Annotated in this window: 22 protein-coding genes; 10 read left to right on the top strand and 12 right to left on the bottom strand. The window is 70.7% G+C overall.

Translation table 11 applies throughout. The annotated features are described in order from the left end of the window. Window positions 1-35 precede the first annotated feature (35 nt). The 4 genes from priA to ACYVAG_RS07680 form a co-directional block, all read right to left on the bottom strand. Window positions 36-767, bottom strand: coding sequence for a bifunctional 1-(5-phosphoribosyl)-5-((5-phosphoribosylamino)methylideneamino)imidazole-4-carboxamide isomerase/phosphoribosylanthranilate isomerase PriA (gene priA, locus ACYVAG_RS07695; RefSeq protein ID WP_460768504.1), 732 nt, complete (start codon window positions 765-767; stop codon window positions 36-38). Between the two features lie 9 nt (window positions 768-776). Next, the gene (locus tag ACYVAG_RS07690) at window positions 777-1,361 is read right to left on the bottom strand and encodes a GNAT family N-acetyltransferase (RefSeq protein WP_460768503.1); all 585 of its coding nucleotides are present in this window, start codon (window positions 1,359-1,361) and stop codon (window positions 777-779) included. A gap of 397 nt (window positions 1,362-1,758) precedes the next feature. Then, window positions 1,759-2,718: a hypothetical protein gene (locus tag ACYVAG_RS07685; protein ID WP_460768501.1), complete on the bottom strand. Its 960-nt coding sequence runs from the start codon at window positions 2,716-2,718 to the stop codon at window positions 1,759-1,761. Window positions 2,719-2,722: 4 nt separating this feature from the next. Next, a complete protein-coding gene (locus ACYVAG_RS07680) occupies window positions 2,723-3,658 on the bottom strand; it encodes an N-acetylneuraminate synthase family protein (protein WP_460768499.1) in 936 nt (311 codons plus the stop codon). A gap of 260 nt (window positions 3,659-3,918) precedes the next feature. Here ACYVAG_RS07680 and ACYVAG_RS07675 point away from each other — a divergent pair, with 260 nt between their 5' ends. Genes ACYVAG_RS07675 through ACYVAG_RS07660 form a run of 4 tightly spaced genes read left to right on the top strand, consistent with a single transcriptional unit; the run spans window position 3,919 to window position 7,805 of the window. Beyond that, the gene (locus tag ACYVAG_RS07675; protein ID WP_460768497.1) at window positions 3,919-4,908 is read left to right on the top strand and encodes a glycosyltransferase family 2 protein; all 990 of its coding nucleotides are present in this window, start codon (window positions 3,919-3,921) and stop codon (window positions 4,906-4,908) included. Beyond that, window positions 4,905-5,864 (top strand): glycosyltransferase family 2 protein, encoded by a 960-nt coding sequence (locus ACYVAG_RS07670; protein ID WP_460768495.1) that lies wholly within the window; start codon window positions 4,905-4,907, stop codon window positions 5,862-5,864. Before ACYVAG_RS07675 ends, ACYVAG_RS07670 begins: the two co-directional genes overlap by 4 nt. After that, complete coding sequence (locus tag ACYVAG_RS07665) at window positions 5,861-7,237, top strand: polysialyltransferase family glycosyltransferase (protein WP_460768493.1); 1,377 nt, start codon at window positions 5,861-5,863, stop codon at window positions 7,235-7,237. The genes ACYVAG_RS07670 and ACYVAG_RS07665 overlap by 4 nt, the downstream gene beginning before the upstream one ends. A gap of 22 nt (window positions 7,238-7,259) precedes the next feature. After that, a complete protein-coding gene (locus ACYVAG_RS07660) occupies window positions 7,260-7,805 on the top strand; it encodes a hypothetical protein (protein ID WP_460768491.1) in 546 nt (181 codons plus the stop codon). Here ACYVAG_RS07660 and ACYVAG_RS07655 read toward each other — a convergent pair whose 3' ends face one another. From ACYVAG_RS07655 to hisD, 6 genes are all read right to left on the bottom strand, one after another. After that, window positions 7,806-9,671, bottom strand: coding sequence for a hypothetical protein (locus ACYVAG_RS07655; RefSeq protein WP_460768489.1), 1,866 nt, complete (start codon window positions 9,669-9,671; stop codon window positions 7,806-7,808). After that, window positions 9,668-11,371, bottom strand: a complete 1,704-nt coding sequence (locus ACYVAG_RS07650; protein WP_460768487.1) for a hypothetical protein — start codon at window positions 11,369-11,371, stop codon at window positions 9,668-9,670. Before ACYVAG_RS07650 ends, ACYVAG_RS07655 begins: the two co-directional genes overlap by 4 nt. A 165-nt stretch (window positions 11,372-11,536) precedes the next feature. Further along, window positions 11,537-12,169 (bottom strand): imidazole glycerol phosphate synthase subunit HisH, encoded by a 633-nt coding sequence (hisH, locus tag ACYVAG_RS07645; RefSeq protein ID WP_460768485.1) that lies wholly within the window; start codon window positions 12,167-12,169, stop codon window positions 11,537-11,539. Beyond that, window positions 12,166-12,804, bottom strand: a complete 639-nt coding sequence (hisB, locus tag ACYVAG_RS07640) for an imidazoleglycerol-phosphate dehydratase HisB (RefSeq protein ID WP_460768483.1) — start codon at window positions 12,802-12,804, stop codon at window positions 12,166-12,168. Before hisB ends, hisH begins: the two co-directional genes overlap by 4 nt. Further along, window positions 12,804-13,910, bottom strand: a complete 1,107-nt coding sequence (locus ACYVAG_RS07635; RefSeq protein ID WP_460768658.1) for a histidinol-phosphate transaminase — start codon at window positions 13,908-13,910, stop codon at window positions 12,804-12,806. The genes hisB and ACYVAG_RS07635 overlap by 1 nt, the downstream gene beginning before the upstream one ends. A gap of 4 nt (window positions 13,911-13,914) precedes the next feature. Continuing rightward, the gene (gene hisD / locus ACYVAG_RS07630; protein ID WP_460768482.1) at window positions 13,915-15,237 is read right to left on the bottom strand and encodes a histidinol dehydrogenase; all 1,323 of its coding nucleotides are present in this window, start codon (window positions 15,235-15,237) and stop codon (window positions 13,915-13,917) included. A gap of 103 nt (window positions 15,238-15,340) precedes the next feature. On the opposite strand from hisD, the gene ACYVAG_RS07625 reads away from it, so the two are divergent. The 6 genes from ACYVAG_RS07625 to ACYVAG_RS07600 all read left to right on the top strand — a co-directional run bounded on the left by ACYVAG_RS07625 (window position 15,341) and on the right by ACYVAG_RS07600 (window position 21,836). Beyond that, entirely contained in the window at window positions 15,341-16,525 is a 1,185-nt protein-coding gene (locus ACYVAG_RS07625) for an ROK family transcriptional regulator (protein ID WP_460768480.1), read from the top strand. A 99-nt stretch (window positions 16,526-16,624) separates the two neighbouring features. After that, on the top strand, window positions 16,625-18,268 hold the full coding sequence (gene mmsA, locus ACYVAG_RS07620) for a multiple monosaccharide ABC transporter ATP-binding protein (RefSeq protein ID WP_460768479.1): 1,644 nt from the start codon (window positions 16,625-16,627) through the stop codon (window positions 18,266-18,268). Next, window positions 18,265-19,536 carry a multiple monosaccharide ABC transporter permease gene (gene mmsB / locus ACYVAG_RS07615; protein WP_460768478.1) on the top strand — a complete coding sequence of 424 codons (1,272 nt, stop codon included), beginning with the start codon at window positions 18,265-18,267 and terminating at the stop codon, window positions 19,534-19,536. Before mmsA ends, mmsB begins: the two co-directional genes overlap by 4 nt. Window positions 19,537-19,594: 58 nt before the next feature. Further along, a complete protein-coding gene (locus ACYVAG_RS07610) occupies window positions 19,595-20,689 on the top strand; it encodes a substrate-binding domain-containing protein (RefSeq protein ID WP_460768476.1) in 1,095 nt (364 codons plus the stop codon). Window positions 20,690-20,773: 84 nt separating this feature from the next. Next, complete coding sequence (locus ACYVAG_RS07605) at window positions 20,774-21,598, top strand: DUF554 domain-containing protein (protein WP_460768474.1); 825 nt, start codon at window positions 20,774-20,776, stop codon at window positions 21,596-21,598. 22 nt (window positions 21,599-21,620) lie between these two features. Next, window positions 21,621-21,836: a hypothetical protein gene (locus ACYVAG_RS07600; RefSeq protein ID WP_460768473.1), complete on the top strand. Its 216-nt coding sequence runs from the start codon at window positions 21,621-21,623 to the stop codon at window positions 21,834-21,836. Between the two features lie 209 nt (window positions 21,837-22,045). Here ACYVAG_RS07600 and ACYVAG_RS07595 read toward each other — a convergent pair whose 3' ends face one another. Together ACYVAG_RS07595 and ctaD are read right to left on the bottom strand one after the other, a co-directional pair. Beyond that, on the bottom strand, window positions 22,046-22,312 hold the full coding sequence (locus tag ACYVAG_RS07595; protein WP_460768472.1) for a hypothetical protein: 267 nt from the start codon (window positions 22,310-22,312) through the stop codon (window positions 22,046-22,048). A 28-nt stretch (window positions 22,313-22,340) separates the two neighbouring features. Further along, window positions 22,341-23,945 carry an aa3-type cytochrome oxidase subunit I gene (gene ctaD, locus ACYVAG_RS07590; protein WP_460768656.1) on the bottom strand — a complete coding sequence of 535 codons (1,605 nt, stop codon included), beginning with the start codon at window positions 23,943-23,945 and terminating at the stop codon, window positions 22,341-22,343. Window positions 23,946-24,012 lie beyond the last annotated feature (67 nt).

The raw sequence follows: 24,012 nt of genomic DNA, 5'->3' as shown, positions 1-24,012 counted from the left end.
ACGCGGGCGTCGGTGTGGCGCTGCTCACGCGTGGGTCACGCGTCGCCGCGCGCGGTGGCGAGCGCGTCGGCCAGCGCGAAGTTGCCGACATAGAGCGCGGTGCCGATGATCGCGCCCTCGACGCCGATCGGGACCAGGCCGCGGAGCTGGCGTACGTCGTCGAGGGTGGAGACTCCGCCCGACGCGATCACGGGCTTGTCGGTGCGGGCGCAGATCGCGCCGAGCAGCTCGAAGTTGGGTCCGGACAACATGCCGTCGCTGGCGACATCGGTGACGACATAGCGGGCGCAACCCGCCGCGTCGAGGCGCTCGAGGGTCTCGAACACGTTGCCGCCCTCGCGGGTCCAGCCGCGGGCCGCCAGCTTCTCGCCCTTGACGTCGAGGCCGATCGCGATGCGGTCGCCGTGGGCGGCGATGATCTCCTCGCACCACTCGGGGCTCTCGAGCGCGGCCGTGCCGATGTTGACCCGTCGGCAGCCGGTGGCGAGGGCGCGCTCGAGGGAGGCGTCGTCGCGGATGCCGCCGGAGAGTTCGACGTTCAGGTCCATGGCGGCGACCACCTCGGCGATGACCTCGGCGTTGGACCCCTTGCCGAAGGCGGCGTCGAGGTCGACGAGGTGGAGCCACTCGGCGCCGGCGTCCTGCCAGCGCTGGGCGGCGGGGAGCGGGTCGCCGAAGACCTTCTCGGAACCGTCGACCCCCTGCACGAGCTGGACGGCCTGGCCGTTCTTGACGTCGACGGCGGGGAGGAGGGTGAGCGAATTCACGCGGTCAGGTTAGCCGACGGGGCGAAGCCGGGGCTGGTCGTCAGGCGCGGCGGAATCGGCCAGGCGCGCGTACGCGTACATGTCGCGGCGAGTCCCACCGATCTCCTGCCACGAGCGCAGCAGAACTTCGCGCTCGAAACCACACGCCTCGGCCGCCCGCCAGGACGCCTCGTTCCAGGGCTCGACGAACAACTGCAGGCGCGGCACCTCCCAGACGTGGAGCGCGATCTCGGACAGCCCGGCGAGCGCGGCGCGGAGATAGCCATGACCGCGGAACTCGGGCGCGATCCAATAGCCCGTGCTGGCCCGCCCCTGCCCGATGTCCCGCAGCCACAGACCGATCTGACCGACCGCGGCTCCGGTCTCGATGTCGGTGATCGCGAGCGAGAACCCCGACCCGTCGAGGGTGCGGCTGCGTTGCCGAGCCACGTACGCCAGCGCGTCTTCCACACTCCCGCTGGTCGGCACCGTCGTCACCAGAGGGATGTAGGGATCGTCGGCGACCGAGCGCACCAGATCCACGTCGCCTTCCTCGAAGCCCCGCAGGGAGACGGGCCCATGGTGGATCCGCGGAGTCTCGACAGGCAGCTTCATGTGTCCCATCCGAGCAGCAACCCGGGCAGCCGGTCAACGAGATTCCGCCCCTGCTTACCGCTCGGGTGGCGAGCACATGCCGGGAGTACGCGGCACCAGGTCGCCACCCGACCGGTCAGGCGGCCACTCACCCCAAAATTTCCGTGCGGAGGCTCTTCTGAGACCAGTCAGGCCGGCCTTCCGACCCCGTGCGTGCGGCGCCCGGCGTGCTCGGTGGACGCGAGTTCGGTGAAGCGGCGTGAAGACGCCGCCAACAAGCAGGACCAAAGAACCCACGACCCGGCGTCCCAGCCGCGAACCGAAGCTCGCGCAGCCGAAGCACGACGCGCGCACACCCCTCCTCGACTCGCTGGCGCTCGCTCGGAGAACGTTCGGGCTCGCTCGGAGAACGTCCAGATCAGATCCCCCGCACGAACCCCCGCGCCACGGAATCGGCCGCATCTGTGAACCACGCATCCTCCACGCCGATCCCCTCCAGCGTGACCCCGGCATCCCCCAGCACCAGCGGCAGCGTGTGCAGCACCGTCGACGGGAAGCTCATCAGCGTCCGTCCGATCGGCCCCCGCCTCGCCCACAACTCCATCGGCAGGTCCGGGCGTACGATCTCCACCCCCAGCGCCGCGATCGCCGCCAGCTTCGCCCGTGACTCCCGGCGATGCGGCAGATAGCGCGCGACGCCGCGGTCGGCGACGAGCCGGCGTACGCCTGCCAGGTAGGCTGACCCCCCCACCACGCCCGTCTCGACCAGCGAACTGCCGAGCAGGTCGGTCGACTCCAACAGTCCGGGCGGCCCCCACAGCGAGCGCGCCCAGGCGTACGCGTTCCTGCGCTGCGGCATGTCGACGTCCACCGGCATCGCGGTGAACAGCGACACCCGCGACGACCGATCACCCAACAGCTTCCGTGCCCGCCCCGAGACCACGCGCGCCAGCCGCGGCTGCGTGTCGAGGTGCCAGCGCTGCAGCGGTGCCGATGAGGCCCACTGCCGCGCATAGTGCAGGGTCGCCGTGCCGTCGTCGACGACCACGACCTCGACATCGCGCGGAGCAAGATGCAGCAACAGGTGGGCGATCCCCGCGTACGGGTCGCCCAGAACCACCCGATCCGCCGACGCCACCAGCGGTGCCAGCGAGCCCAGCGCGCGGACCTGCCCGACCCGCGACAGCCGCGCCTCGCACCAGCCGACCGAGAACCCCGACGCGCGCGCCAACTCCCCCACCCGGTGCATCTGCAGCCGGTTGGTCGGGTCGGGCGGGCCGACCTGGACGATGCGCGCGTGCTCGCCCGTGGCGTACGCCCACTCGACCGCGTTGAGTAGTTGAGCGGGCGAGTCGACCAGGGCGAGCGTGCGCGTCATCGTGTCAGGAGCCCTGGGACTCCGAGGCCTCGGCGTCCGCCACCACGCCGGAGACGCGGCGCAGCTTCTTCATCGCGGCGAGCTCGCCCTCATAGACCTTCTTCACCCCGTCGCCCAGCGACGCCTCGATGACGCGGATGTCACGCACGAGCCGCTCGAGACCGCCGGGCTCGACCGATGCCGCCTGGTCGGAGCCCCACATCGCCCGGTCGAGCGTGATGTGGCGCTCGACGAACACCGCACCCAGCGCGACGGCGGCGAGCGTGGTCTGCAGGCCCGTCTCGTGACCCGAATAGCCGATCGGCACGTTCGGGAACTCGCGCTGCAACGTGTGGATCATGCGCAGGTTGAGCTCCTCGGCCTTCGCCGGATAGGTCGACGTGGCGTGGCACATGATGATGTTCGCGCTGCCGAGCACCTCGACGGCGTGGCGGATCTGGGCCGGCGTCGACATGCCGGTCGACAGGATCACGGCCTTCCCGGTCTCGCGCATCGCCCGCAGCAGCTCGTCGTCGGTCAGCGACGCCGACGCCACCTTGTACGCCGGCACGTCGAACTTCTCCAGGAACGCCACGGCCTCGGTGTCCCACGGTGAGGCGAACCAGGCGATCCCCTTCTCCTTGCAGTACGCGTCGATCTGCGCGTACTCGTCCTCGCCGAACTCCACGCGATGGCGATAGTCGATGTAGGTCATGCGGCCCCACGGGGTGTCGCGCTCGATGTCCCACTGGTCGCGGGGGGTGCAGATCTCGGGGGTGCGCTTCTGGAACTTGACGGCGTCGCAGCCGGCGTGGACCGCGGCGTCGATGAGCTTGAGTGCGTTCTCGACGTCACCGTTGTGGTTGATGCCGATCTCGCCGGTCACGTAGACGGGGTGGCCGAGTCCGACGGGGCGCGTGCCCAACATGCGCTCGGGGCCGGAGTTCAGGGGAGTGGTCATGTCGTCCTTTCGTGTCGGGGCGAGGCGACCCTCGCCCACGGCAGACGAAAGGCTACACGGGCGCGTACGCGGCCTCGCGCGGCTAGGGTGAGGGCATGGCTTCGACTCGCTGGCGCTCGCTCAGCCAACGCAGTTCGACGGGAGGGCGCTCGCTCAGCCAACGCAGTTCGACGGAAGGGCGCTCGCTCAGCCAACGCAGTTCGACGGAAGGGCGCTCGCTCAGCCAACGCAGTTCGACCTCCGCGCCCCTGCTCACGGTGGTGGTCAACTTCTTCCGGCTCGGGGCGCTGGCCGACGAGTGCCTGCGTACGCTGCGGCACAACGCCGACCCCCGCATCAGGTTCGTGCTGGTCGACGACGCGTCGCCCGACGACACGCCGCAGCGCCTGGCGCTGGCCGCCGCGCAGATCCCCGGCGCCGAACTGCTCGCGCTGCCCGAGAACCTCGGCCTCGCCGGCGCCCGCATGGCCGCCCTCGCCCGCCTCGACACCGACTGGGTCACCTTCCTCGACGGCGACGACTGGGTGTCGCGCGGCTACTATCCGGCGCTGCTCGACGAGGTCCTCGGCGCAGGCGTCCCGTGGGTGCGGACCGACCACATCGCCTGCACCGGCCGCCACCGCCTGCTCGTCCGCATCCCCGACATCAACCGCGCCGGCCGCGTGGGGTCGCCGCGCGCGTCGATCCTGTCGGCGAAGACCACGTCGGTCGACTTCCCCCACGCGTGGTCGGGCGTCTATCACCGCTCGCTCGTCGAGGCCGGCACGCTGTTCTATCCGCCCGAGCTGAAGACCGCCGAGGACCGCCCCACGATCTGGAGGCTCCACCTCACCGTCCCCGAGTTCACCGTGGCGCGCACCGTCGGCGTCCACTACCGGCTCGGGACGGCCGGTTCGCTCACCCAGACCTCCGACGTACGCCAGCTCGCGATCACCGAGTCGCTGCGCCAGGTGCGGGCGGTGGTCGAGGCCGACCCCGAGTCCGACCGGTTCCTGCCGAAGGTGATGCGCACCTGGACTGGCCTGTACGCCTGGCACTGGGAGCACCGCGGCCGCCTCACGCCCGCGCTCCGGCGGCGCTTCGTGCGCGAGGCCGGCGACCTGCTCGACAGTGCGCCGCAGGACCTGCTCACCGACGCCATCGCCCAGATGCCGGAGAGCCGGCGCCAGATGATCGAGGCGCTGCGGCGCCAGGCGGCGGTGCTCACCGCGCTCCCGCACGCGCGCGCGTCGGCGGGGGTCGCACGGTGACCGCCCGCCTCACCGTCATCGTCGCCTGCCACGACCTCGCCGACGTCATCCCCACCACGCTCGCCTCCCTCGAGCGGGCGATCGACGACCGCGTCGAACTCCTGTTCGTCGACGACCAGTCGTCCGACGCGACCCCCGACCTGATCCGCGCCGCGCTCCCCCGGCTCGGCCGCGCCCGCGTCCACACCCCCGACCGCAACCTCGGGCTCGCCGGCGTACGCAACCTCGGGCTGCGGATGGCCGAGACCGACTATGTGACGTTCCTCGACGGCGACGACTGGGTGTCCCGCGGCTGGTATCCCACCCTCCTCGGCGCCCTCGTCGCCGCCCGCTGCGACTTCGTCCGCACCGACCACGTCGAGGCCGACGGCCGCGGCCGGCTGCTGCGCCGCGTCCCCGACGGCCACCGCGACGGACGCATCGGCAGCCCGCGCGATGCGATCCTGCCGGTCGGCCAGCGCACCGCCGTCGACGTGCCGTACGCCTGGGCCGGCGCGTACCACCGCTCGCTCGCCGACGCCGGACTGCTGGACTTCCCCGACCTGCGTACGGCCGAGGACCGGCCGTGGATCTGGCGCCTCTTCCTCGGCGCCGACTCGTTCACGGTCCCGCGCGGGGCCGGTGTCCACTACCGGCTCGACCGCGCCGGGTCACTCACCAAGCTCGCTACGAGCACCCAGCTGGAGTTCGTTCGGTCGATGGAGCTCACGCTCGACGTGGTCCGCGCCGACAGGGACGCCGATCGCTTCCTCCCGAAGGCCGTCCGTCGCTATCTCGAGCTGACGCTCCACCACCTCGGACGCCTCGACCGCTTCCCGCCGGAGGTCGCGGCGACGTTCCGCGGCCTGCTCGCCGCCTCGCTCGGGTCGACCCCCGAGGTCGCCGACGTCCTGCCCACACTGCCGCCCGCGTCACGCGAGCGCCTGACCCGCCTGATCGCCAAGGAGGCGTCATGACCGAGACCGAACGCCCTGATTCCCTGTCCATGCACGGATCCCCGCGTACGCAGGTCTTCGAGGCATCCACCCTCTATGGCCTCGCCACCCTCGTCGCGGCGATCGAGCAGGGTGTCTTCGGCCCCCGCGAGGGCCGCCGCATCCTCGTCACCACCAACAACGCCGCGACCCCCGAGGCCGTCCCCGAGCTGTCCGAGAGCCCCTCGTTCGCGCGGCTGGCACGACCGTTCGACGAGGTCGTCTCCTACAACGCCGCGATCGCGCCGCTCCACCCGTCGGCCTGGACCCCGACGCCGGAGGAGCAGCCGCTCTGGGAGCGCTTCTTCCGCATGACCTGGGGGCTCGGCGACGAACCGGTCCACCTCGTCGTCGAGTCGATCCAGGTCTCCCCCGCCCAGGCGCTGGCGTGGTCGTTCCCGCAGGCGTCGATCGATGTGTACGCCGACGGGCTCATGTCCTACGGCCCCACGCGCGACAAGATCCTGTCGGAGGTCGGCTCCCGCATCGAGCGGCTGGTCCACCTCGACCTCGTCGCCGGGCTCGCCCCACTGCTCCTGTCGGAGTTCGGCGTCGAACAGGTCGTCATCGACACCGCCCGTTTCCGGGCCGTGCTCGCCGACCTCGCCGCCGGCGCCCCCCTGCCGGAGATCGACGAACCGTACGCGCTGCTGCTCGGCCAATACCTGTCGCCGCTGGGCCTCGTCTCGGTCGCCGACGAGGAGCAGCTGCACGTCGAGATGCTCGAGGCGGCGTACGCGCGGGGCCACCGGGCGATCGTCTTCAAGCCCCACCCGTCGGCCCCCGGCGAGTTGGCCGCACCGCTCCTGGCCCGCGCCGCGGAGCTCGGCGTCCGCGTGGAGGTGTTCGCGCAGCCGGTGCTCGCCGAGGCGCTCTATGAGCGCAGCCCCGTCGCCCTCGTCATCGGCTGCTTCTCCACCGGCCTCGTCACCGCCCGGTTCTGGGGCATCGACGCCGCGGCGGTCGGCACCGCCCCCCTGCTGGCGCGCCTGAAGCCCTTCCAGAACAGCAACCGCATCCCGTTGGTGCTCGTGGACTCGCTCATCCCCGGGGCGACCGAACCTGCCCGCCTGACCATCGACCAGGCCCGAGACCTCGTCGAGGCCGTCGGGTTCGTGATGCAGCCGGAGATCCTCAGCGACCGCCGGCGCCGCGTCGCCGCGTGGCTCGAGGCCCACCACGCCACGGAGTCGCACTTCTTCCCCGACGTGCGCCTCGGCGAGCTCGGCCTGCCCGGCGGGCGCCTGACCCTGCGTACGCGGGTGGCTCCGACCCTGCGCCGCGCCGCCCGCTCGGCGTACGCGGTGGAGCGGCGGCTGGAGGCCCGGTTCATGGGGCCCATCCGAGGCGCCTGACCGCCCTCGTTACAGTCGGGGCATGACCACAGGACGCATCACGTTCGCCGACAACCCCTGGCCGCTGGGCCACGCGATCGAGTCGCTGACCATGACCCTGCGCGGCGGCGACGACGACGAGGTGCGACTCCACCTCGACGTCCGCTCGGAGCCCTTCGACGCGAACGGACCGGGTCGGCCCGTGACCCACGCGGCCCCCGGGGCGTGGGACGACCCCGCGACCTGGGTGGCCCAGCCCGGGGCGATCATCTCGTCGACGAAGTGGCACAACGCGGGCGTGCCGGTGAAGGTCGACGACGAGCTGGCGTTCGACGAGGTCGACCTGACCGGCACGTGGAGGGCCGACCCGGCGTCCTCGTTCGACGCCAATGGCGTCATGGAGGAACGGGCGTTCGGGGCCTTCATCCTGGGCGCGGCGGCGGTCGCCGACCACGAGATCACCCTCGACCGCACGGGACCGAACCTCTTCGACCTGCGCTGGACGGGCCGCCTGGCCCGCACCTGGTCGGGGGACACCCAGTTGGCCCAGCGCTTCACGGTCGAGGCCCACGACGTACGCCTGAGCTGATCAGTTCGGCCTGAGTCCGCCGAGCACGAACTGACCGTTGTCGGCAGGTTCCATCACGATCGACAGCCCCTTCTCCAGCGAGGTGCCCCACGGCAGCGTGACGCGCGGGTCGAGTTGCTGGGGCGCGCCCTCCCCGCCCCACGCATACTTCACGCCGTCCCGCGACCCGTACAGGTGCTTGGAGTCCGACATGTGCGCCGACCAGCGCTCCATCAGCTCGGTCCTGCCGTCGGTCAGCCGGGCGAGGACCGGTCCGGCCGACGCGAGTGTGCCTCCGGGTGAGACGGTGAGCGTCACGTCCTTGATCAGGTCTGCGGCGACGGTTGCCCCAGCGAGCAGTCTGCCGCTGGGCGCGTCGTACAGCCCGATGGTCTTGCGTGCCGGGTCGGCGGTGTCGCCCCAGGCCGCGATCACTCCGCGGGAGAGGCGGCCGGCCTGCATCTCGCCGGTCGTCCCCTCCGGCGTACGCTCGGGCTTGACCTCGCGGGGTGCCTGGCCCGGATCTGAGGGGCGGAACGTCCACCCGCCGCGCTGGGGGGCCGACACCAGGAAGCCGTCGGGGGCCACGCCGAGTGCGATGTGGTCACCGGGGATCGACACCGGCGCCAGTGTGGCGGCGCCCGTCACCGCCCACTGCTCCTTGCCGGCGAGGACCATGAGCCCGCCCCCCTGGGAGAACGTCTTGCCGTTGGTGGGCAGCGTGATCTGTTTCGGCTGGGCCCCCTGGGTCCCCTGCATGGGCCACAGATAGAGGTTCGTCCCGTCGGCCACCGCGATCATCGGCGTGCCCTGCACGGTCGCGAGCATCGTGCGCGCACCGCCCGACAGGCGCGGGCTGGACGAGGTGAAGACCGGCTTGCCGGTGTCGGCGTCGAGGACGTTGAGCGCACCCTTGCCGTCGATGAACACCACACGGTTGTCACCGACGACGACGCTGCTGGCCTGGTCGGCGAGGATCGACCAGTCATAGGTCTGGCTCCACGAGGGCGGCGCCTGCCGCTGGGTCAGGGTCGTGGGGGCCGCAACGGCGACGTTGGTCCTGCTCTTGTTGAACTCGCTGATGCCGAACAGCGCGGTGCCCGTGAGCAGCGCCAGCACGATGGCGCCGGCGGCCAACCACTTCAGCGGGAACGACTTCTCCCTCTCCGCCGGACGCCCCTGCTCGTACGCCGACGCCTGCGACACCGGATAGCCCGCGCTGACCTGCGAGACCGGGAAGCCCGCGCTCGACTGGGACATGGGGTAGGGCGCCGACGTCTGCGACAGCGGGTAGCCGGCGCTGGGCTGGTTCACCCAGGGCGCGGAGGTCTGCGACATGGGATAGGCGGCGCTCCCGTGCGTCGACGCCGACAGCTGGGAGGCCGAGGCCGGCATCGCAGCCTGTTGCGGGATGACGTGCGGCTGGGCGGGATTCTGCTGGCCCGGTGCCCACCCCTGATCGCCCTGCCACTGCGGCTCGTACGCCTGCTGCCCGTACGCCTGGCCCTGGTCACCCCAGGGCTGCTGACCGTGGTCGGGCCACGACTGTTGACCGTGGTCGGGCCACGACTGTTGGGTCGTTTGAGGTCCCTGCCACTGCTGGTGATCAGGCCACTGCGGGTGATCGGGCCACTGCTGGTGGGCCTGGTCGTGCCACTGCGGCTGCGCCTGCGCGGGCCACGACTGCTCGTCGCCCTGGGGTCGCGCCTGATCCTGGGCGGGGAACCGCGTCAGGTCGTCGGCGTGGCGGGTGTCGTCGATCTGGCCGGCTGTGTCGCCCCGAGACGTATCGTCCGGGTGGGGAACGGGCCGAGCCTGAGGATCATTCCCCCGGCCCGGCCCCTCACCCGGCTGATACCAGCCGTCAGCTCCGTGTTTGGTCGTCACTTACCGGACTTGGTCCGCTTGTGGGTGACGCGGACGCGCCGGGGCGACTGCACGGCGAGCGGCTTCTGCTGCACTGTCGACGGCGAGGGCGGCGTGGTGCCGTCGTCGGTCGTCGGCGCGGTCGTCATGGCGACCGGGCGCGGCGTCGGCTTCGACGTCGCGGTCGCGGTGGTCGCCTTCTTCGTCGCCGTGGTGGTGGCGGGAGCCGTGGTGGCGCGCGTCGTGGCTGCGCGGGTGGCGCCCTGGGTCGCGACGGGCGCGGCCGTCTGGGTGGAAACGGTCACCACCGGCTTCGCGGGCTTCTTCGAGTTCGCGACCGCGGGGGGCGTGGACGCGCTGGTGGACGCGGAAGGCGACGCGGTGGCCGTCGTGGGCGACGCCGAGGCCGTCGTGGGCGACGCGGACGCGGTGGCCGAGCCGCTCGGGGTCGCCGACGGCGTGGCGGACCCACTGGGGGTCGCGGTCGGCGATCCGTCGGGGCCCTGGCCGGGGACGGTGGGCTTCTCCGTGGGCGTGACCGTCGGGTCAGGCGTCGGCGTCGCAGAATCGGTGGGAGTCGGCGTCGGGGTGGGAGTGGGAGTGGGCGACGGGGTCGGGGCCGGGAGGGACTCTTCAGGTTCTGGGAGGGGTTCAGGGTTCGCACCATCGAAGACCCTCACGACCGGGGCATCGCTACCCCAACCATCCAACGCCTCGAAAGTGATGATGTCCTTGAACTCTTCGTGATAGTGCTTCCAGTAGGTCACTTTGCCGTTGTCGTCGATCGTGACCCTTACGCCAATGAGCTGACCATTGATGAAAAGAGTGATGAAATGTTCGCCCGGATCCCCGGTGACGATGATCGCCAGTTTCGGGTTGCCGTTGGCGTCGTAGTCCAAGTCGCCATTAGGCTTAGTGGCCCAAGCGGTTGAATACGAGAGCCCCTCAGGATCAGTCTCCGGGGGCGTAGTCGGGGGATTGGTCGTCGGGGGATTGGTCGTCGGGCCATTGGTCGGAGGAGCCGTCGTCGGAGGAGCCGTCGTCGGAGGAGCCGTCGACGGAGGAGCCGTCGTCCCAGGAGCGGTCGTCCCCGGGTCGGTCGTGCCCGGCAGCGTCGACTCCGGAAGCGTCGACTCCGGAAGTGTCGTCCCCGTACCCGTCGTCCCCTCACCCGATGGCGCCGTCGGCACATCAGGCGGTGGGTCCAGCACCGGCGGCACGGGCGTCGCCGCACCCGTCGGTGCCGACGTCGCCCCCGCGTCACCCGGCGCCGGCGTCTGCGTCGCGTCGCCGGGGTTGCGGCCCGGGTCGTTGATGCTGCCGGTCGTGTCGGTCGCGCCGGCCGACGGGGTCTGTCCGGGGTTGGCACCCGGCTGCTCGGCGGGCTGGCCGTTGCCCGGGTCGGCGGGGATGCCGGAGTCGGAGCCCGACGCGCCGGGGTCCTGCGTCGGCTCGGTCACCGGGGGCTGGGCGCCGGGAGCCGACGGAGGGGCGGTGCTGGGGCCGGTGGACGTGCCGGGGGCGGTCGTCGAGCTACCGCCGGTCGACGGCTTCACCGACTGCTGCGCGGTCGCATTGCCGGACTCGGTCTTCTGGCTGCCGTTGAAAGCCACGACGCCACCGATGAGCATCACCAGCGCGGTCGTGCCCGAGAGCGTCCACAGGGCAAGACCCCGGCGCTTCTGGTCCTCGTCAGCCGGCACTTCGTTCAGGTCGCTCATGCGTGCGGTCCCCCTGCGTCATCGGTCCGGCGGCCCATTCGACCGCCTCAAACGGTCAAACCCTAACCGACGCCCGGCCCAGAATCCCACCCCGCCCACCCGTTGGTGAGGAACTTTTCACGCAGATCCTGCGTCTCGGCCCGTTGGTGTGAACTGTCGGTGAACTCAGCGCGAAATGCTGGTTATCCAGTTGGTCAGGACGCGGGCACCGGCGTCCCCGGACTTCTCCGGGTGGAACTGGGTCGACGTCAGGCACCCGCGCTCCACGGCGGCCACGAAACGGTCGCCCCCGTGTTCACACCACGTGACCTCGGCGCCCTCGAGCCCGGCCACCTCGCGTACGCCGTAGCTGTGGACGAAATAGAACCGCTCGGTACGCACGCCTTCGAACAGGGCCGACGACGCGGGCGCCTCGACCGTGTTCCAGCCCATGTGCGGCAGCCGATCGGCGTCGAGCCGCTCGACGACGCCGCCGAGCACCCCGATGCCGGGCGCGTCCAGCCCGTGCTCGATGCCGTGGGAGAACATGACCTGATGGCCGACGCAGATGCCGAGGACCGGACGCCCGTCGTCGACGCGGCGGCGCACCAGGGCGTCACCGCCGACGGCCGCAAGGCCCTCCATGCAGGCTGCGAACGCACCCACGCCCGGCACGACGAGCCCGTCCGCCGCGTACGCCTCGTCGACGTCGTCCGTCAACGTGACGACGGCCCCGGCGCGCACCAGGGCGCGGTGGGCCGACCGCAGGTTGCCGGACCCGTAGTCGAGCAGCGCGACCGTGGGCCCACCAGCGCTCACAGCGCGCCCTTCGTCGACGGCACGTCGTCGACGCGCGGGTCGGGCTCGATGGCAGCGCGCAGCGCCCGCGCCAGCGCCTTGAACTGGGCCTCGACGATGTGGTGGGGATCGCGTCCCGCGAGGAGGCGCAGGTGGACACAGATGCCTGCATGGAACGCGAGCGACTCGACGACGTGGACCGTGAGGGACCCCGCGTACGCCGTCCCAGGCCGGCCGTCGGGAGTCGGCCCCCCGCCGATCAGGGCGTACGCCTGCGCGTCGGGCTCGCCGGAGCACACCGCGTACGGGCGTCCCGAGACGTCGACGACGCACTGGGCGAGCGCCTCGTCGAGCGGGACCATGGCGTCGCCGAACCTGCGGATGCCGCGCTTGTCGCCAAGGGCCTCGCGGATCGCCTGGCCGAGCGCGATCGCCGTGTCCTCGACGGTGTGGTGGGCGTCGATCCAGACGTCGCCGGTCGTGCGCACCGTGAGGTCGATCAGCGAGTGACGCGCCAGCGCGGTGAGCATGTGGTCGTAGAAGCCGACGCCGGTCTCGACATCGGCCTTCCCCGTGCCGTCGAGGTCGACGGTGACCGCGACCCTCGACTCGGAGGTGGCGCGCTCGACGGTGGCGGTTCTTCCGGCGATGGACATCAGGGCTTCCCTTCTAGGACGACGTTCTCGCGCTCGAGCACCTGCGACAGGGCGTCGCGGAAGGCGACAGTCTCACTCGGCGTGCCGACCGACACGCGGAGCATGCCGGACGGGCCGGTCTCGCGGATCAACACGCCGTGGTCGAGCAGTTCCTGCCACACGGCGTGCCGATCGGCGAACCGACCGAACAACACGAAGTTGGCGTCGGACTCGGCCACGTCGAGGCCGCGGCCCCGCAGCCACGCCACAAGGTCGTCGCGTTCTGCCCGCAGGGCGTCGACGTGGGCCATCATCTCCCCGGCGTTGTCGAGCGCGGCGCAGGCCACGGCCTGGGTGACGCCGCTGAGGTGATACGGCAGCCGGACGATGCGGAGCGCGTCGACCACGGCGGGCGCCGCGGCGACGTAGCCCAGCCGCCCACCGGCGAACGCGAACGCCTTCGACATGGTGCGCGACACGATCAGCCGGGGGTGGGAGGGCAGGAGGTCCAGCGCGCTCGGTGTTCCGGGCCGCGCGAACTCCTGATAGGCCTCGTCGACCACCACCATGCCGGGCGCCGCCTCGAGGATGGCCTCGAGGGTCGCCCGGTCGGTCGACGTGCCGGTCGGGTTGTTGGGGGTCGTCACCACCACGACGTCGGGACGCTCCTGGGCGATCGCCGCGACGGCGTTCTCGGGATCGATGGTGAAGTCGTCTCGCCGCCCCACGGTGACGAAGGCGGTGTGGGTGTTGCGGGCATATTCCGGATACATCGAATAGGTCGGCGCGAACGTCAGCATCGACCGCCCCGGCCCGGCGAACGCCTGCAACACCTGGGTCATCACCTCGTTCGACCCGTTCGCGGCCCACACGGCTTCGAAACCGAGGCCATGGCCGAGGTACGCCGCCAGCCTGCTGCGGAGCGCGACGGCCTCGCGGTCGGGATAGCGGTTCATCTCGGCCGCGGCACGGGCCGCCGCCTCGGCGATGTCGGCGCGCACGCGGTCGGAGGGGGCGTACGGGTTCTCGTTGACGTTGAGCCGCACCGGCACGTCGAGCTGGGGCGCGCCGTAGGGCTCCTCCCCCACCAGTTCGGGGCGCAGCGGCAGGTCGGCGAGGGTGATCATCGACTCAGCCACGGCCGGCCTCGAACCTGAGCGTGACGGCCGCGCCGTGGGCCGGCAGGTTCTCGGCGTCGGCGAAGACCTCGACGGTCTCCTTGACGTCGCGCAGCGCCTGCTGGTCATAGCGGATGAGGTGGACGGCCTTCAGGAACGACTTCACGTTGAGACCCGACGAGTGGCAGGCACAGCCCGCGGTCGGCAGGACGTGCGTCGACCCCGCGCAGTAGTCGCCCAGCGACACCGGCGACCAGGTGCCGACGAAGATCGCGCCGGCGTTCGTGATGCGCGACGCGACCTCGGCCTCGTCGCGGGTGTGGATCTCCAGGTGTTCGGCCGCGTAGGCGTCCACCACGTCGATGCCCTGCTCGACGTCGTCGACGAGCACGACGCCCGACTGTTCGCCCGTGAGCGCGACGCGGATGCGGTCGGCGTGGCGCGTGGCCGCGACCTGGGGCCCGAGCTCGGCGTCGACGGCCCGGGCCAGCTCTGGCGAGTCGGTGACGAGCACCGAGCCGGCGAGCGGGTCGTGCTCGGCCTGGGAGATCAGGTCGGCGGCGACGTGGACGGGGTTCGCCGAGTCGTCGGCGAGGATCGCGATCTCGGTCGGTCCGGCCTCGGAGTCGATGCCGATTCGCCCCTTGAGGAGGCGCTTGGCCGCGACCACATAGATGTTGCCGGGCCCGGTCACGAGGTCGACCTTGCGACAGAGTCCCTCGACCCCGTACGCGAACATCGCGATGGCCTGGGCGCCGCCCACCGCGTACACCTCGTCGACGCCGAGCATCGAGCAGAGCGCCAGGATGTTCGGGTGGGGCAGGCCACCGAACTCCTTCTGGGGCGGGGACGTGACGGCGATGGAGCGTACGCCGGCCACCTGGGCCGGGACGACGTTCATGATCACCGAGGACGCCAGCGGGGCGAGGCCGCCCGGGACGTAGAGGCCGACGCGGTTGACCGGGATCATCTTCTGTGTGACGACGGCGCCGGGCGCGACCGAGACGTCGACCGACTCCTCCCCCAGTTCGGCCCGGCTCACGCGGCGTCGCCGGTCGATGGCGACCTCGAACGCGGCCCGCACCTGCGGGTCGAGCTCGGACTCGCAGCGCCGCAGCACGTCGGCGGGCACGCGCAGGTGCTCGGGAACCACGCCGTCGAACCGCTGCGACAGGTCGCGCAGCGCGTCGGCGCCGCGCGCGGCCACGTCGTCGCACACGGGTCGCACGGCGGCGAGGGCCGCGTCCACGTCGAAGGCGGCGCGCGGCACGAGTCGCGCGTAGTCGAGGGTGTCGCCGGCGGCGAGCCGGCCTCGGAGGTCGATGGTTCGGAGCACGGCACGAGTCTAGGGGCGGTGCGGAGCCCCGCCGCGCCGTTCCCGCGGTGTGACCTCGACTTCATTCCTTGACGCCGGCGAGGCCGCACGCGAGGATTCGGCCATGGGAGGACCGGCGAGGGGCTCGCGCCAGATCGGCTCACAGCCCGCCCTGCGCCGCCAGAACACCCAGCGGGTGCTCCACACCCTCGCCAGCCGTGGCCCCACCACGCAGGCCAACCTCGTCCGCATCACCGGGCTGAGCACCGGCACCATCTCCAACATCGTCAAGGTCCTCGACGAGGAGCAGCGCGTCGAGCTCCGCCCCGTCGTCAGCGGCGGCAGGCGCGCCATCGAGATCTCCCTGCGCGACGACCGGCGCGTGGTCGTCGCGATCGACGTCGACCGCCTCCGGCTTCGTCTCGCCGTGGCCCGCTTCGACCATCGGCTCGTCGCCGAGGCCGACCTCGAGGTGCCCGCGGGCCACCGCCCGCCCGAGGCGCTGGCGCTGGCGCGGCGTGAGCTCGACCGTTTGCTCGACAAGCACGGCCTGGGGCCCGACGACGTCGCCGCGGGCGGCCTCTCGGTCCCGGCCCCCACGGGTCAGGCCACCCTGCCCGCAGGGCCCCAACCCCTCGACGGCGCCTGGCACACCGAGGGCCTGGCCCAGCTCGCGGAGGACTGGCTCCCCTGCCCCGTCCGGATCGACACCGCGGCCAACCTCGGGGCCCTGGCGCAGGTCAGCTGGGGGCCGTTCGGCGCCGTGGAGGACCTCGCTTTCGTCAACGTCGGCAGCGCGGTGAGCGCGGGCCTGCTCATCGGCGGGCGCATCCATCGCGGCCACCTCGGCGGCGCGGGCGAGCTGGGCCACTTCCCCGTCGTCGAACTCGGCGAGCACTGCTATTGCGGCAACCGCGGCTGCCTCGAGACCCTCGCCTCGACCGCCGCCATCGTCCGCGCGCTCCGGCGCGGCAACCGCAGCGGCCAGGGACTGGACGCCGACGCCATCGTGCGCCTGTCGCGCAGCCGCGACCTGGCGACGCTGCGCGTGCTCGAGGACGCCGGCGCCGCACTCGGCACCGCGCTGGGCGCCGTCGCGAACCTGCTGAACCCCGAGGTGATCGTCATCGGCGGCCCCCTGGCCCCCATCGGCGCGCCGCTGCTGGACCCCGTCGTGCGGAGCATGGGGCGCCACACGCTCCCCGTCGTCATGGCCGGCACGACCGTGACCATGTCCCACCTCGGCGACCGGGCCGGTCTGCTCGGCGCCGCGTCGCTCGCAATCCGCCACGCCGTCGCCCTGTCCTGAACCCGCCCCACGCGCCTCACGGACGCAGCCCCCGACACGATGTCGTCGACATCACGTGTTCAAGAGTTGACGCCAAGGTGGCGCGGTCATACTTTCTTCATGAACGCAGAGCACGGCGCCCGGCGTGACGACGACGATGTCGAGGAGTTCTGGATGAGTGAGCGACCCGCGCTGCTGGAGATGGTGGGGATCACCAAGGAGTTCCCGGGCGTCAAGGCGCTCGACGACGTCAACCTCCGGGTCCGGCCCGGCGAGGTCCACGCGATCTGCGGCGAGAACGGTGCCGGGAAGTCCACCCTCATGAAGGTGCTCTCGGGCGTCTACCCCCACGGCAGCTACGCAGGCACGGTCCGCTTCGACGGCGAGGAGTGCCGGTTCTCCGACATCCGCCAGTCCGAGCGCACCGGCATCGTGATCATCCACCAGGAGCTGGCGCTCATCCCCGAGCTGTCGATCACCGAGAACATCTTCCTCGGCAACGAGCACGCCCGCGGCGGGGTCATCGACTGGGTCGGCGCCGAGCGTCGCGCAGCCGACCTCCTCGAGCGCGTCGGTCTGTCGGAGGACCCGAGCACGCCCGTCAAGAACATCGGTGTCGGCAAGCAACAGTTGGTCGAGATCGCCAAGGCGCTGAACAAGAACGTCCGCCTGCTGATCCTCGACGAGCCGACCGCGGCCCTCAACGAGAGCGACTCCGCCCACCTCCTCGACCTCCTGCGGGACCTGCGCGCCAAGGGCGTGACCTGCATCATGATCAGCCACAAGCTCAACGAGGTCACCGCGATCGCCGACTCCGCGACGATCCTGCGCGACGGCCAGACCGTGCGTACGCTCGAGGTCGACGACGGCCTCGACGAGGACACCATCATCCGCGGCATGGTCGGCCGCCCCCTGTCGTCGCGGTTCCCCGCGTACACCCCGAACATCGGGGAGACCTTCTTCGAGGTCGAGGGCTGGACCGTCCGCCACCCCACCGTCCCCGAACGCCTGGTCTGCAAGGGATCCAGCTTCCACGTCCGCCGGGGTGAGATCGTGGGCTTCGCCGGGCTCATGGGCGCCGGCCGCACCGAGCTCGCGCGCTCGCTGTTCGGGCGCTCCTATGGGACCCACGTCGCAGGCACGATCCGGATGGACGGCCAGGAGATCTCCGTGCCCGACGTCCCGAGCGCGATCCGCCACGGCATGGCGTACGTCACCGAGGACCGCAAGGCGCTCGGGTTCAACGCGCTCGACACGATCAGGCGCACCACGGTGTCGGCCGACCTGGGCCGCATCTCGAAGCACGGCGTCGTCGATCGTGACGCGGAGCACGCGGCGGCCGAGGACTATCGCCGGTCGCTGCACGTCAAGACGCCGAGCGTCGACGAGTGGGTCGCCAAGCTGTCGGGCGGCAACCAGCAGAAGGTCGTCCTGGCGAAGTGGCTGTTCACCCAGCCCGACCTGCTGATCCTCGACGAGCCGACGCGCGGCATCGACGTCGGGGCGAAATATGAGATCTACGGATTGATCCACACCCTGGCCTCCCAGGGCAAGGGCGTCGTGGTGATCTCCTCCGAACTGCCCGAGCTGCTCGGCATCTCCGATCGCATCTACACCATCTGCGAGGGCGCGATCACCGGCTGCCTCGACGCCGTCGACGCCGACCAGGAATCGCTCCTGCGCCTGATGACCCGCCAGTCCCCCACCAGCCGACCGACCGGCGAGCCCGTCACGGCCCGCCCCACGAACAGGGATCTCGCATGAAACTCCTCAAGTCCGTCTTCACAGGCGACCTCCGCCAGTTCGGCATGCTGTTCGCCCTGCTCGCGCTCCTGGTGTTCTTCCAGGTGCAGACCCGCGGCAAGGTCCTCACCCCGACCAACATGATGAACCTGCTCAACGGCAACTCCTACATCCTGATCCTCGCGATCGGCATGGTGCTGGTGATCATCGCCGGCCACATCGACCTGTCCGTCGGCTCGATCGCGGCGTTCGTCGGCATCGTGGTCGCGCTGGCCATCCGCGACTGGCACCTGCCCTGGTGGGCCGGTGTCCTGCTCGGCCTGGCGCTGGGCGCCCTCATCGGCGCGTGGCACGGGTTCTGGGTCGCATACGTCGGCATCCCCGCGTTCATCGTCACCCTGGCCGGCATGATGCTGTTCCGCGGCGCGAACCAGTTCGTCGGCATGTCGAACACCATCCCGGTGCCGGAGGCGTTCCAGCGGCTGGGCGCCGGCTACCTCCCGGAGATCGGACCCGACACCGGCTACAACAACCCGACGCTGATCCTGGGCCTGCTGGCGCTGGCCAGCGTCGTCTACAGCGAGGTCCACCGCCGCCGCACCGTACGCCGGCTCGGCGGCACCAACCCGTCGATCGTCGCGCCGATCGTCCGCATCACGCTGATCGGCCTGATCACGGTCTATGTCACCTACCTGTTCGCAACCGGTCGCCCCGGCACGTCGTTCCCCGTGCCCGGGCTGATCCTGGCCGCGCTGGTCATCCTCTACAGCTTCGTGTCGCAGCGCACGGTGCTCGGCCGCCACGTGTACGCCGTGGGCGGCAACCGCCTCGCCGCCGAGCTGTCGGGCGTCAAGACCCGCCGAGTCAACTTCATGGTGATGATGAACATGGCGATCCTCGCCGCCCTGGCCGGCATGGTCTATGTCGGCCGCTCCACCGCCTCGGGCCCCGCCGACGGCGTGGGCTGGGAGCTGGACGCGATCGCGGCGGTGTTCATCGGCGGAGCGGCCGTCTCGGGCGGCGTCGGCACCGTGCCGGGGTCGATCATCGGTGGCCTCGTCATGGCGGTGCTCAACAACGGCCTCCAGCTGATGGGCGTGGGGGCCGACATGACCCAGATGATCAAGGGCCTCGTGCTCCTCGCGGCCGTCGCGTTCGACGTCTACAACAAGACCCAGGGCCGCCCCTCCATCATCGGGCTGCTCACCCGCCCTCGCGGCGGGGGCGCCCCGCAGTCGGGAACCGGGTCACCCTCCGACACCGGATCACAGCCGTCATCGACGGCCTGACCGGCCAGCACACCGCCCCTCCTGCCCGGGAGTGGCACCCTCAGAAAGAAGGAACCCCATGAAGAAGATCACCACGATCGGCGCCGTCGCGCTGGCCGCCGTGCTGGCCCTGTCCGGCTGTGGCGGTGGACGCGAGGGTGGCACCACGACCGGTGGCACCTCCCCCAAGGCCGGCTTCGACAAGGGCGCGCTCATCGGCGTGGCCCTGCCCAAGAAGACCTCGGAGAACTGGGTGCTCGCCGAGCAGCTGTTCAAGGACGGGCTGAAGGAGGCGGGCTACACCGCCGACGTCCAGTTCGCCAACGGCGGTGTCGCCGAGCAGCAGAACCAGATCCAGGCCATGACGACCAAGGGCGCCAAGGTCATCGTCGTCGGCGCCGTCGACGGCTCCCAGCTCGGCACCCAGCTCAAGGGTGCGAAGGACGCCGGCGCGACCGTCATCGCGTACGACCGCCTGCTCAAGAACACGCCTGCCGTCGACCACTATGTCGCGTACGACAACTTCAAGGTCGGCCAGCTCCAGGGCCAGTCGCTCCTCGACGGCCTCAAGGCGCGCAAGGGCGGCGGCCCCTACAAGATCGAGCTCATCGCCGGCTCCCCCGATGACGCCAACTCGCAGGTCTTCTTCGACGGCGCCATGAGCGTTCTGAAGCCGAAGATCGACGACAAGACCCTCCAGGTGAAGTCGGGCCAGGCGTCCTTCGCCCAGGCCTCGACCCAGGACTGGAAGGCCGAGAACGCCCAGAAGCGCATGGACACGCTGCTGTCCGGCAACTATGCGACCGACAAGCTCGACGGCGTCCTGTCACCGAACGACACCCTGGCCCGCGCCGCGCTGACCTCGGTCAAGGCCGCCGGCAAGGAGACCCCGGTCGTCACCGGCCAGGACTCCGAGGTCGAATCGGTGAAGTCGATGGTCGCCGGTGAGCAGTATTCGACCATCTACAAGGACACCACCGCCCTCGTGAAGCAGACGATCGACTTCGTCAACACGCTGCAGGCCGGCAAGCCGCTGCCGGTCAACGACGACAAGTCCTACAACAACGGCGTCAAGGTCGTGCCCGCGTTCCTGCTCAAGCCGGTCATCGTGACCAAGGAGAACGCGAAGGACGTCTACAAGGACGACAAACTCCTGGCCCCGCTGGCCAAGTGATCCCCGCACGTTGACCTGCGAGGTCCGGACCGCCACGGTCCGGACCTCGCGTCGTCCCCGGCGTACGCGTGCCAGAATCGCGCCATGTTCATCGGATTCGGCACCGTCGTCAATGTCGTCGCGATCATCGCCGGATCCGCGATCGGCATGCTGCTGGGCCACCGACTCCCCCAGCGCACCCGCGACACCGTCACCGACGCCCTCGGCCTGGTCACGCTGCTGATCGGCGCGCTGTCAGCCGTCGACGTCACCAGCGCGGTGCTGAAGGGGGCGGTCGGCCCCAGCGCACCCGTGCTCATCGTGCTCGGCTCCCTGCTGCTCGGCGGCATCATCGGCTCGCTCGTCGACCTGGAACGCCGGCTCGAGTGCCTCGGCGACTGGCTCCGCGTACGCCTGGCGCGGCGGTCGGGCGACGACGACGCCTCCGGCGCCGCATCAGCCACCGCCCAGGCCGCCCACGAAGTCGATCCGGCCACCGGGGCCGCCCACCTCAACCCGCGCGAACGATTCATCCAGGGCTTTGTCTCGGCGTCGCTGGTCTTCTGCATCGGCCCGCTCACCATCCTCGGCGCGCTCTCCGACGGGTTGGGGCGCGGCGCCGACCAACTCATCCTCAAGTCGGTGCTCGACCTGTTCGCCGCGATCGCCTTCGCCGCGTCGCTCGGCCTCGGCGTGATGGTGTCAGCGATCATCGTCGGCGTCGTGCAGGGGCTCCTGACGGTGCTGGGCTGGCTGTTCGGCGGGTTCCTGCCCGAGCCGCACCTCCTCGCACTCACGGCCACCGGCGGCCTGATGTTGATCGGGCTGTCGCTGCGGCTGCTGAACATCCGCCAGCTGCCGGTCGGGAACCTGCTGCCGGCGCTGCTCGTCGCGCCGGCGTTGGTCCAACTCGTCATCGTGCTGCGTTGACCCCACGTCCCGGAGGTTCCTGATGGCCAAGAAGTCCAGGGTAGGGGCCGGTACGCCGGCCACCGCCGCCCTCGCCGCGGCCGGGGTCGCCCACACCCTGCACGCGTACGCCCACGCCGACGGCGAGACCCACTTCGGTGGCGAGGCCGCGACCGCGCTGGGCGTCGACGCCACTCCCGGAGTCACGCTGGCTGAGCGAGGAACGAGTCGAAGCCACCCACGGGGTCACGCTGGCTGAGCGAGGAACGAGTCGAAGCCACTCCCGGGGTCACGCTGGCTGAGCGAGGAACGAGTCGAAGCCACTCCCGGGGTCACGCTGGCTGAGCGAGGAACGAGTCGAAGCCACTCCCGGGGTCACGCTGGCTGATTCCCACGCTGCTCGGAGAACGTTCGGGCGCCCCTCCTCGTCTCGCTGGCGCTCGCTCGGAGAACGTTCGGCCCGCGCCCCTACAGATCGTCCGTGTCCGCGTACGCGCCCCCGTCGTCGTCCCACCGCGTCACCGTCGGGACGAACTCCGGCGTCGGGTGGTCGGGCGTCGTGTCGCCGAACACCTGCGCGATGACCACCAGCGACCCGTCGCGACTCGTGACCGCCGGGTCACCCACGGCGTACGCGTCCCCGTGGCCGAAGCGCCGCGCGGCCTCCGCCCTCAGCGCGTCGACCATCACCGGGCCCCCGTCGTGCGGCAGCGTGATTTGTACGGTCTTCCTCATGGTTCCTGCTCCTGTTGACTGAACTGCCCTATTCCAGTGCCCCCTGCTCGTGGGAGTCCGTCCCGATTCCGGGGTGGTGCAGCTCGAACGCCGGCGACTCCGACCGCACCCGCGGCAGCGTGGTGAAGTTGTGGCGCGGCGGCGGGCACGAGGTCGCCCACTCCAGCGACCTGCCCCAGCCCCACGGGTCGTCGACCGTCACGGGGGCGGAGTGGCGCGTGATCCAGAGGTTCCAGAAGAACGGCAGGAAGGAGACGCCCAACATGAAGGCCCCGACCGTCGAGATCTGGTTCAGCAGGGTGAAGCCCTCGTTCGGGAGATAGTCCGCATAGCGACGCGGCATGCCCTCCACCCCCAACCAGTGCTGCACGAGGAACGTGATGTGGAAGGCGGGGAACAGGATCCAGAAGTGGACCTTGCCCCATTTCTCGTCCAACATGCGGCCGGTGAGTTTCGGCCACCAGAAATAGAAGCCCCCGAACATCGCGAACACCACGGTGCCGAACAGCACGTAGTGGAAGTGCGCCACGACGAAATAGGTGTCGGTGACCTGGAAGTCCAGCGGCGCCGAGGCGAGGATGACCCCGGTCAGCCCGCCGAACAGGAACGTCGTGAGGAACCCGGCAGCCCACAGCATCGGGGTGTCGAAGCTGATCGACCCGCGCCACATCGTGCCGATCCAGTTGAAGAACTTCACCCCGGTCGGCACGGCGATCAGATAGCTCATGAACGTGAAGAACGGCAGCGCCACCGCGCCGGTGGCGAACATGTGGTGGGCCCAGACGGTGACCGACAGCGCGCAGATCGCGAACGTGGCGATGACCAGGCCGAGATAGCCGAACACCGGCTTGCGCGAGAACACCGGGATGATCTCGGTGATGATCCCGAAGAACGGCACGGCCACCACATAGACCTCGGGGTGGCCGAAGAACCAGAACAGGTGCTGCCACAGGATGGGCCCGCCGTTGGCGGCGTCGAACACGTGTGTCCCCAGGCGGCGATCTGCCTCCAGCGTCAGCAGCGCCGCCCCCAGCACGGGGAAGGCGATCAGCACCAGCAGCGACGTCCCGAGTGTGTTCCACGTGAAGATCGGCATGCGGAACATCGTCATGCCCGGCATGCGGCACGTCGTGATCGTGGTGATGAAGTTCACCGCGCCGAGGATCGACGAGAGGCCGACGAGATAGAGCCCGACCAGCCACAGGTCGCCGCCCACCCCCGGCGAGTTCACCGCGTCGGACAGCGGCGCGTACGCGAACCAGCCGAAGCTGGCCGCGCCGTCCGGGGTGAGGAACCCCGACATCACGATCAGGCCACCGACGACATAGATCCAGTACGAGAACGCGTTCAGCCGCGGGAACGCCACGTCGGGCGAGCCGATCTGCAGCGGCATGACGAAGTTGGCGAAGCCGGCGAACAGGGGCGTGGCGAACAGCAGCAACATCACGGTGCCGTGCATGGTGAACAGCTGGTTGAAGGTGTCGGGCTGCATCAGCTGCATGCCGGGAAAGGCGAGCTCGGCGCGGATGCCCAGGGCCATCACCCCGCCGACGACGAAATAGGTGAACGCCGTCGCGAGATACATCTTGCCGATGAGCTTGTGGTCGGTGGTGGTGACGAGCGTCATCAGCATGCGCCCGAGCGTGCGGGGCGGGGCTGCGACGGGCACCGCCACACGGGCGGTGAGGGCCATGGTTTTG

Source organism: Mariniluteicoccus flavus (assembly GCF_054776655.1).
Note: the sequence above shows the minus strand (reverse complement) of the source record. Positions and strands in the feature narration are given on the sequence as shown.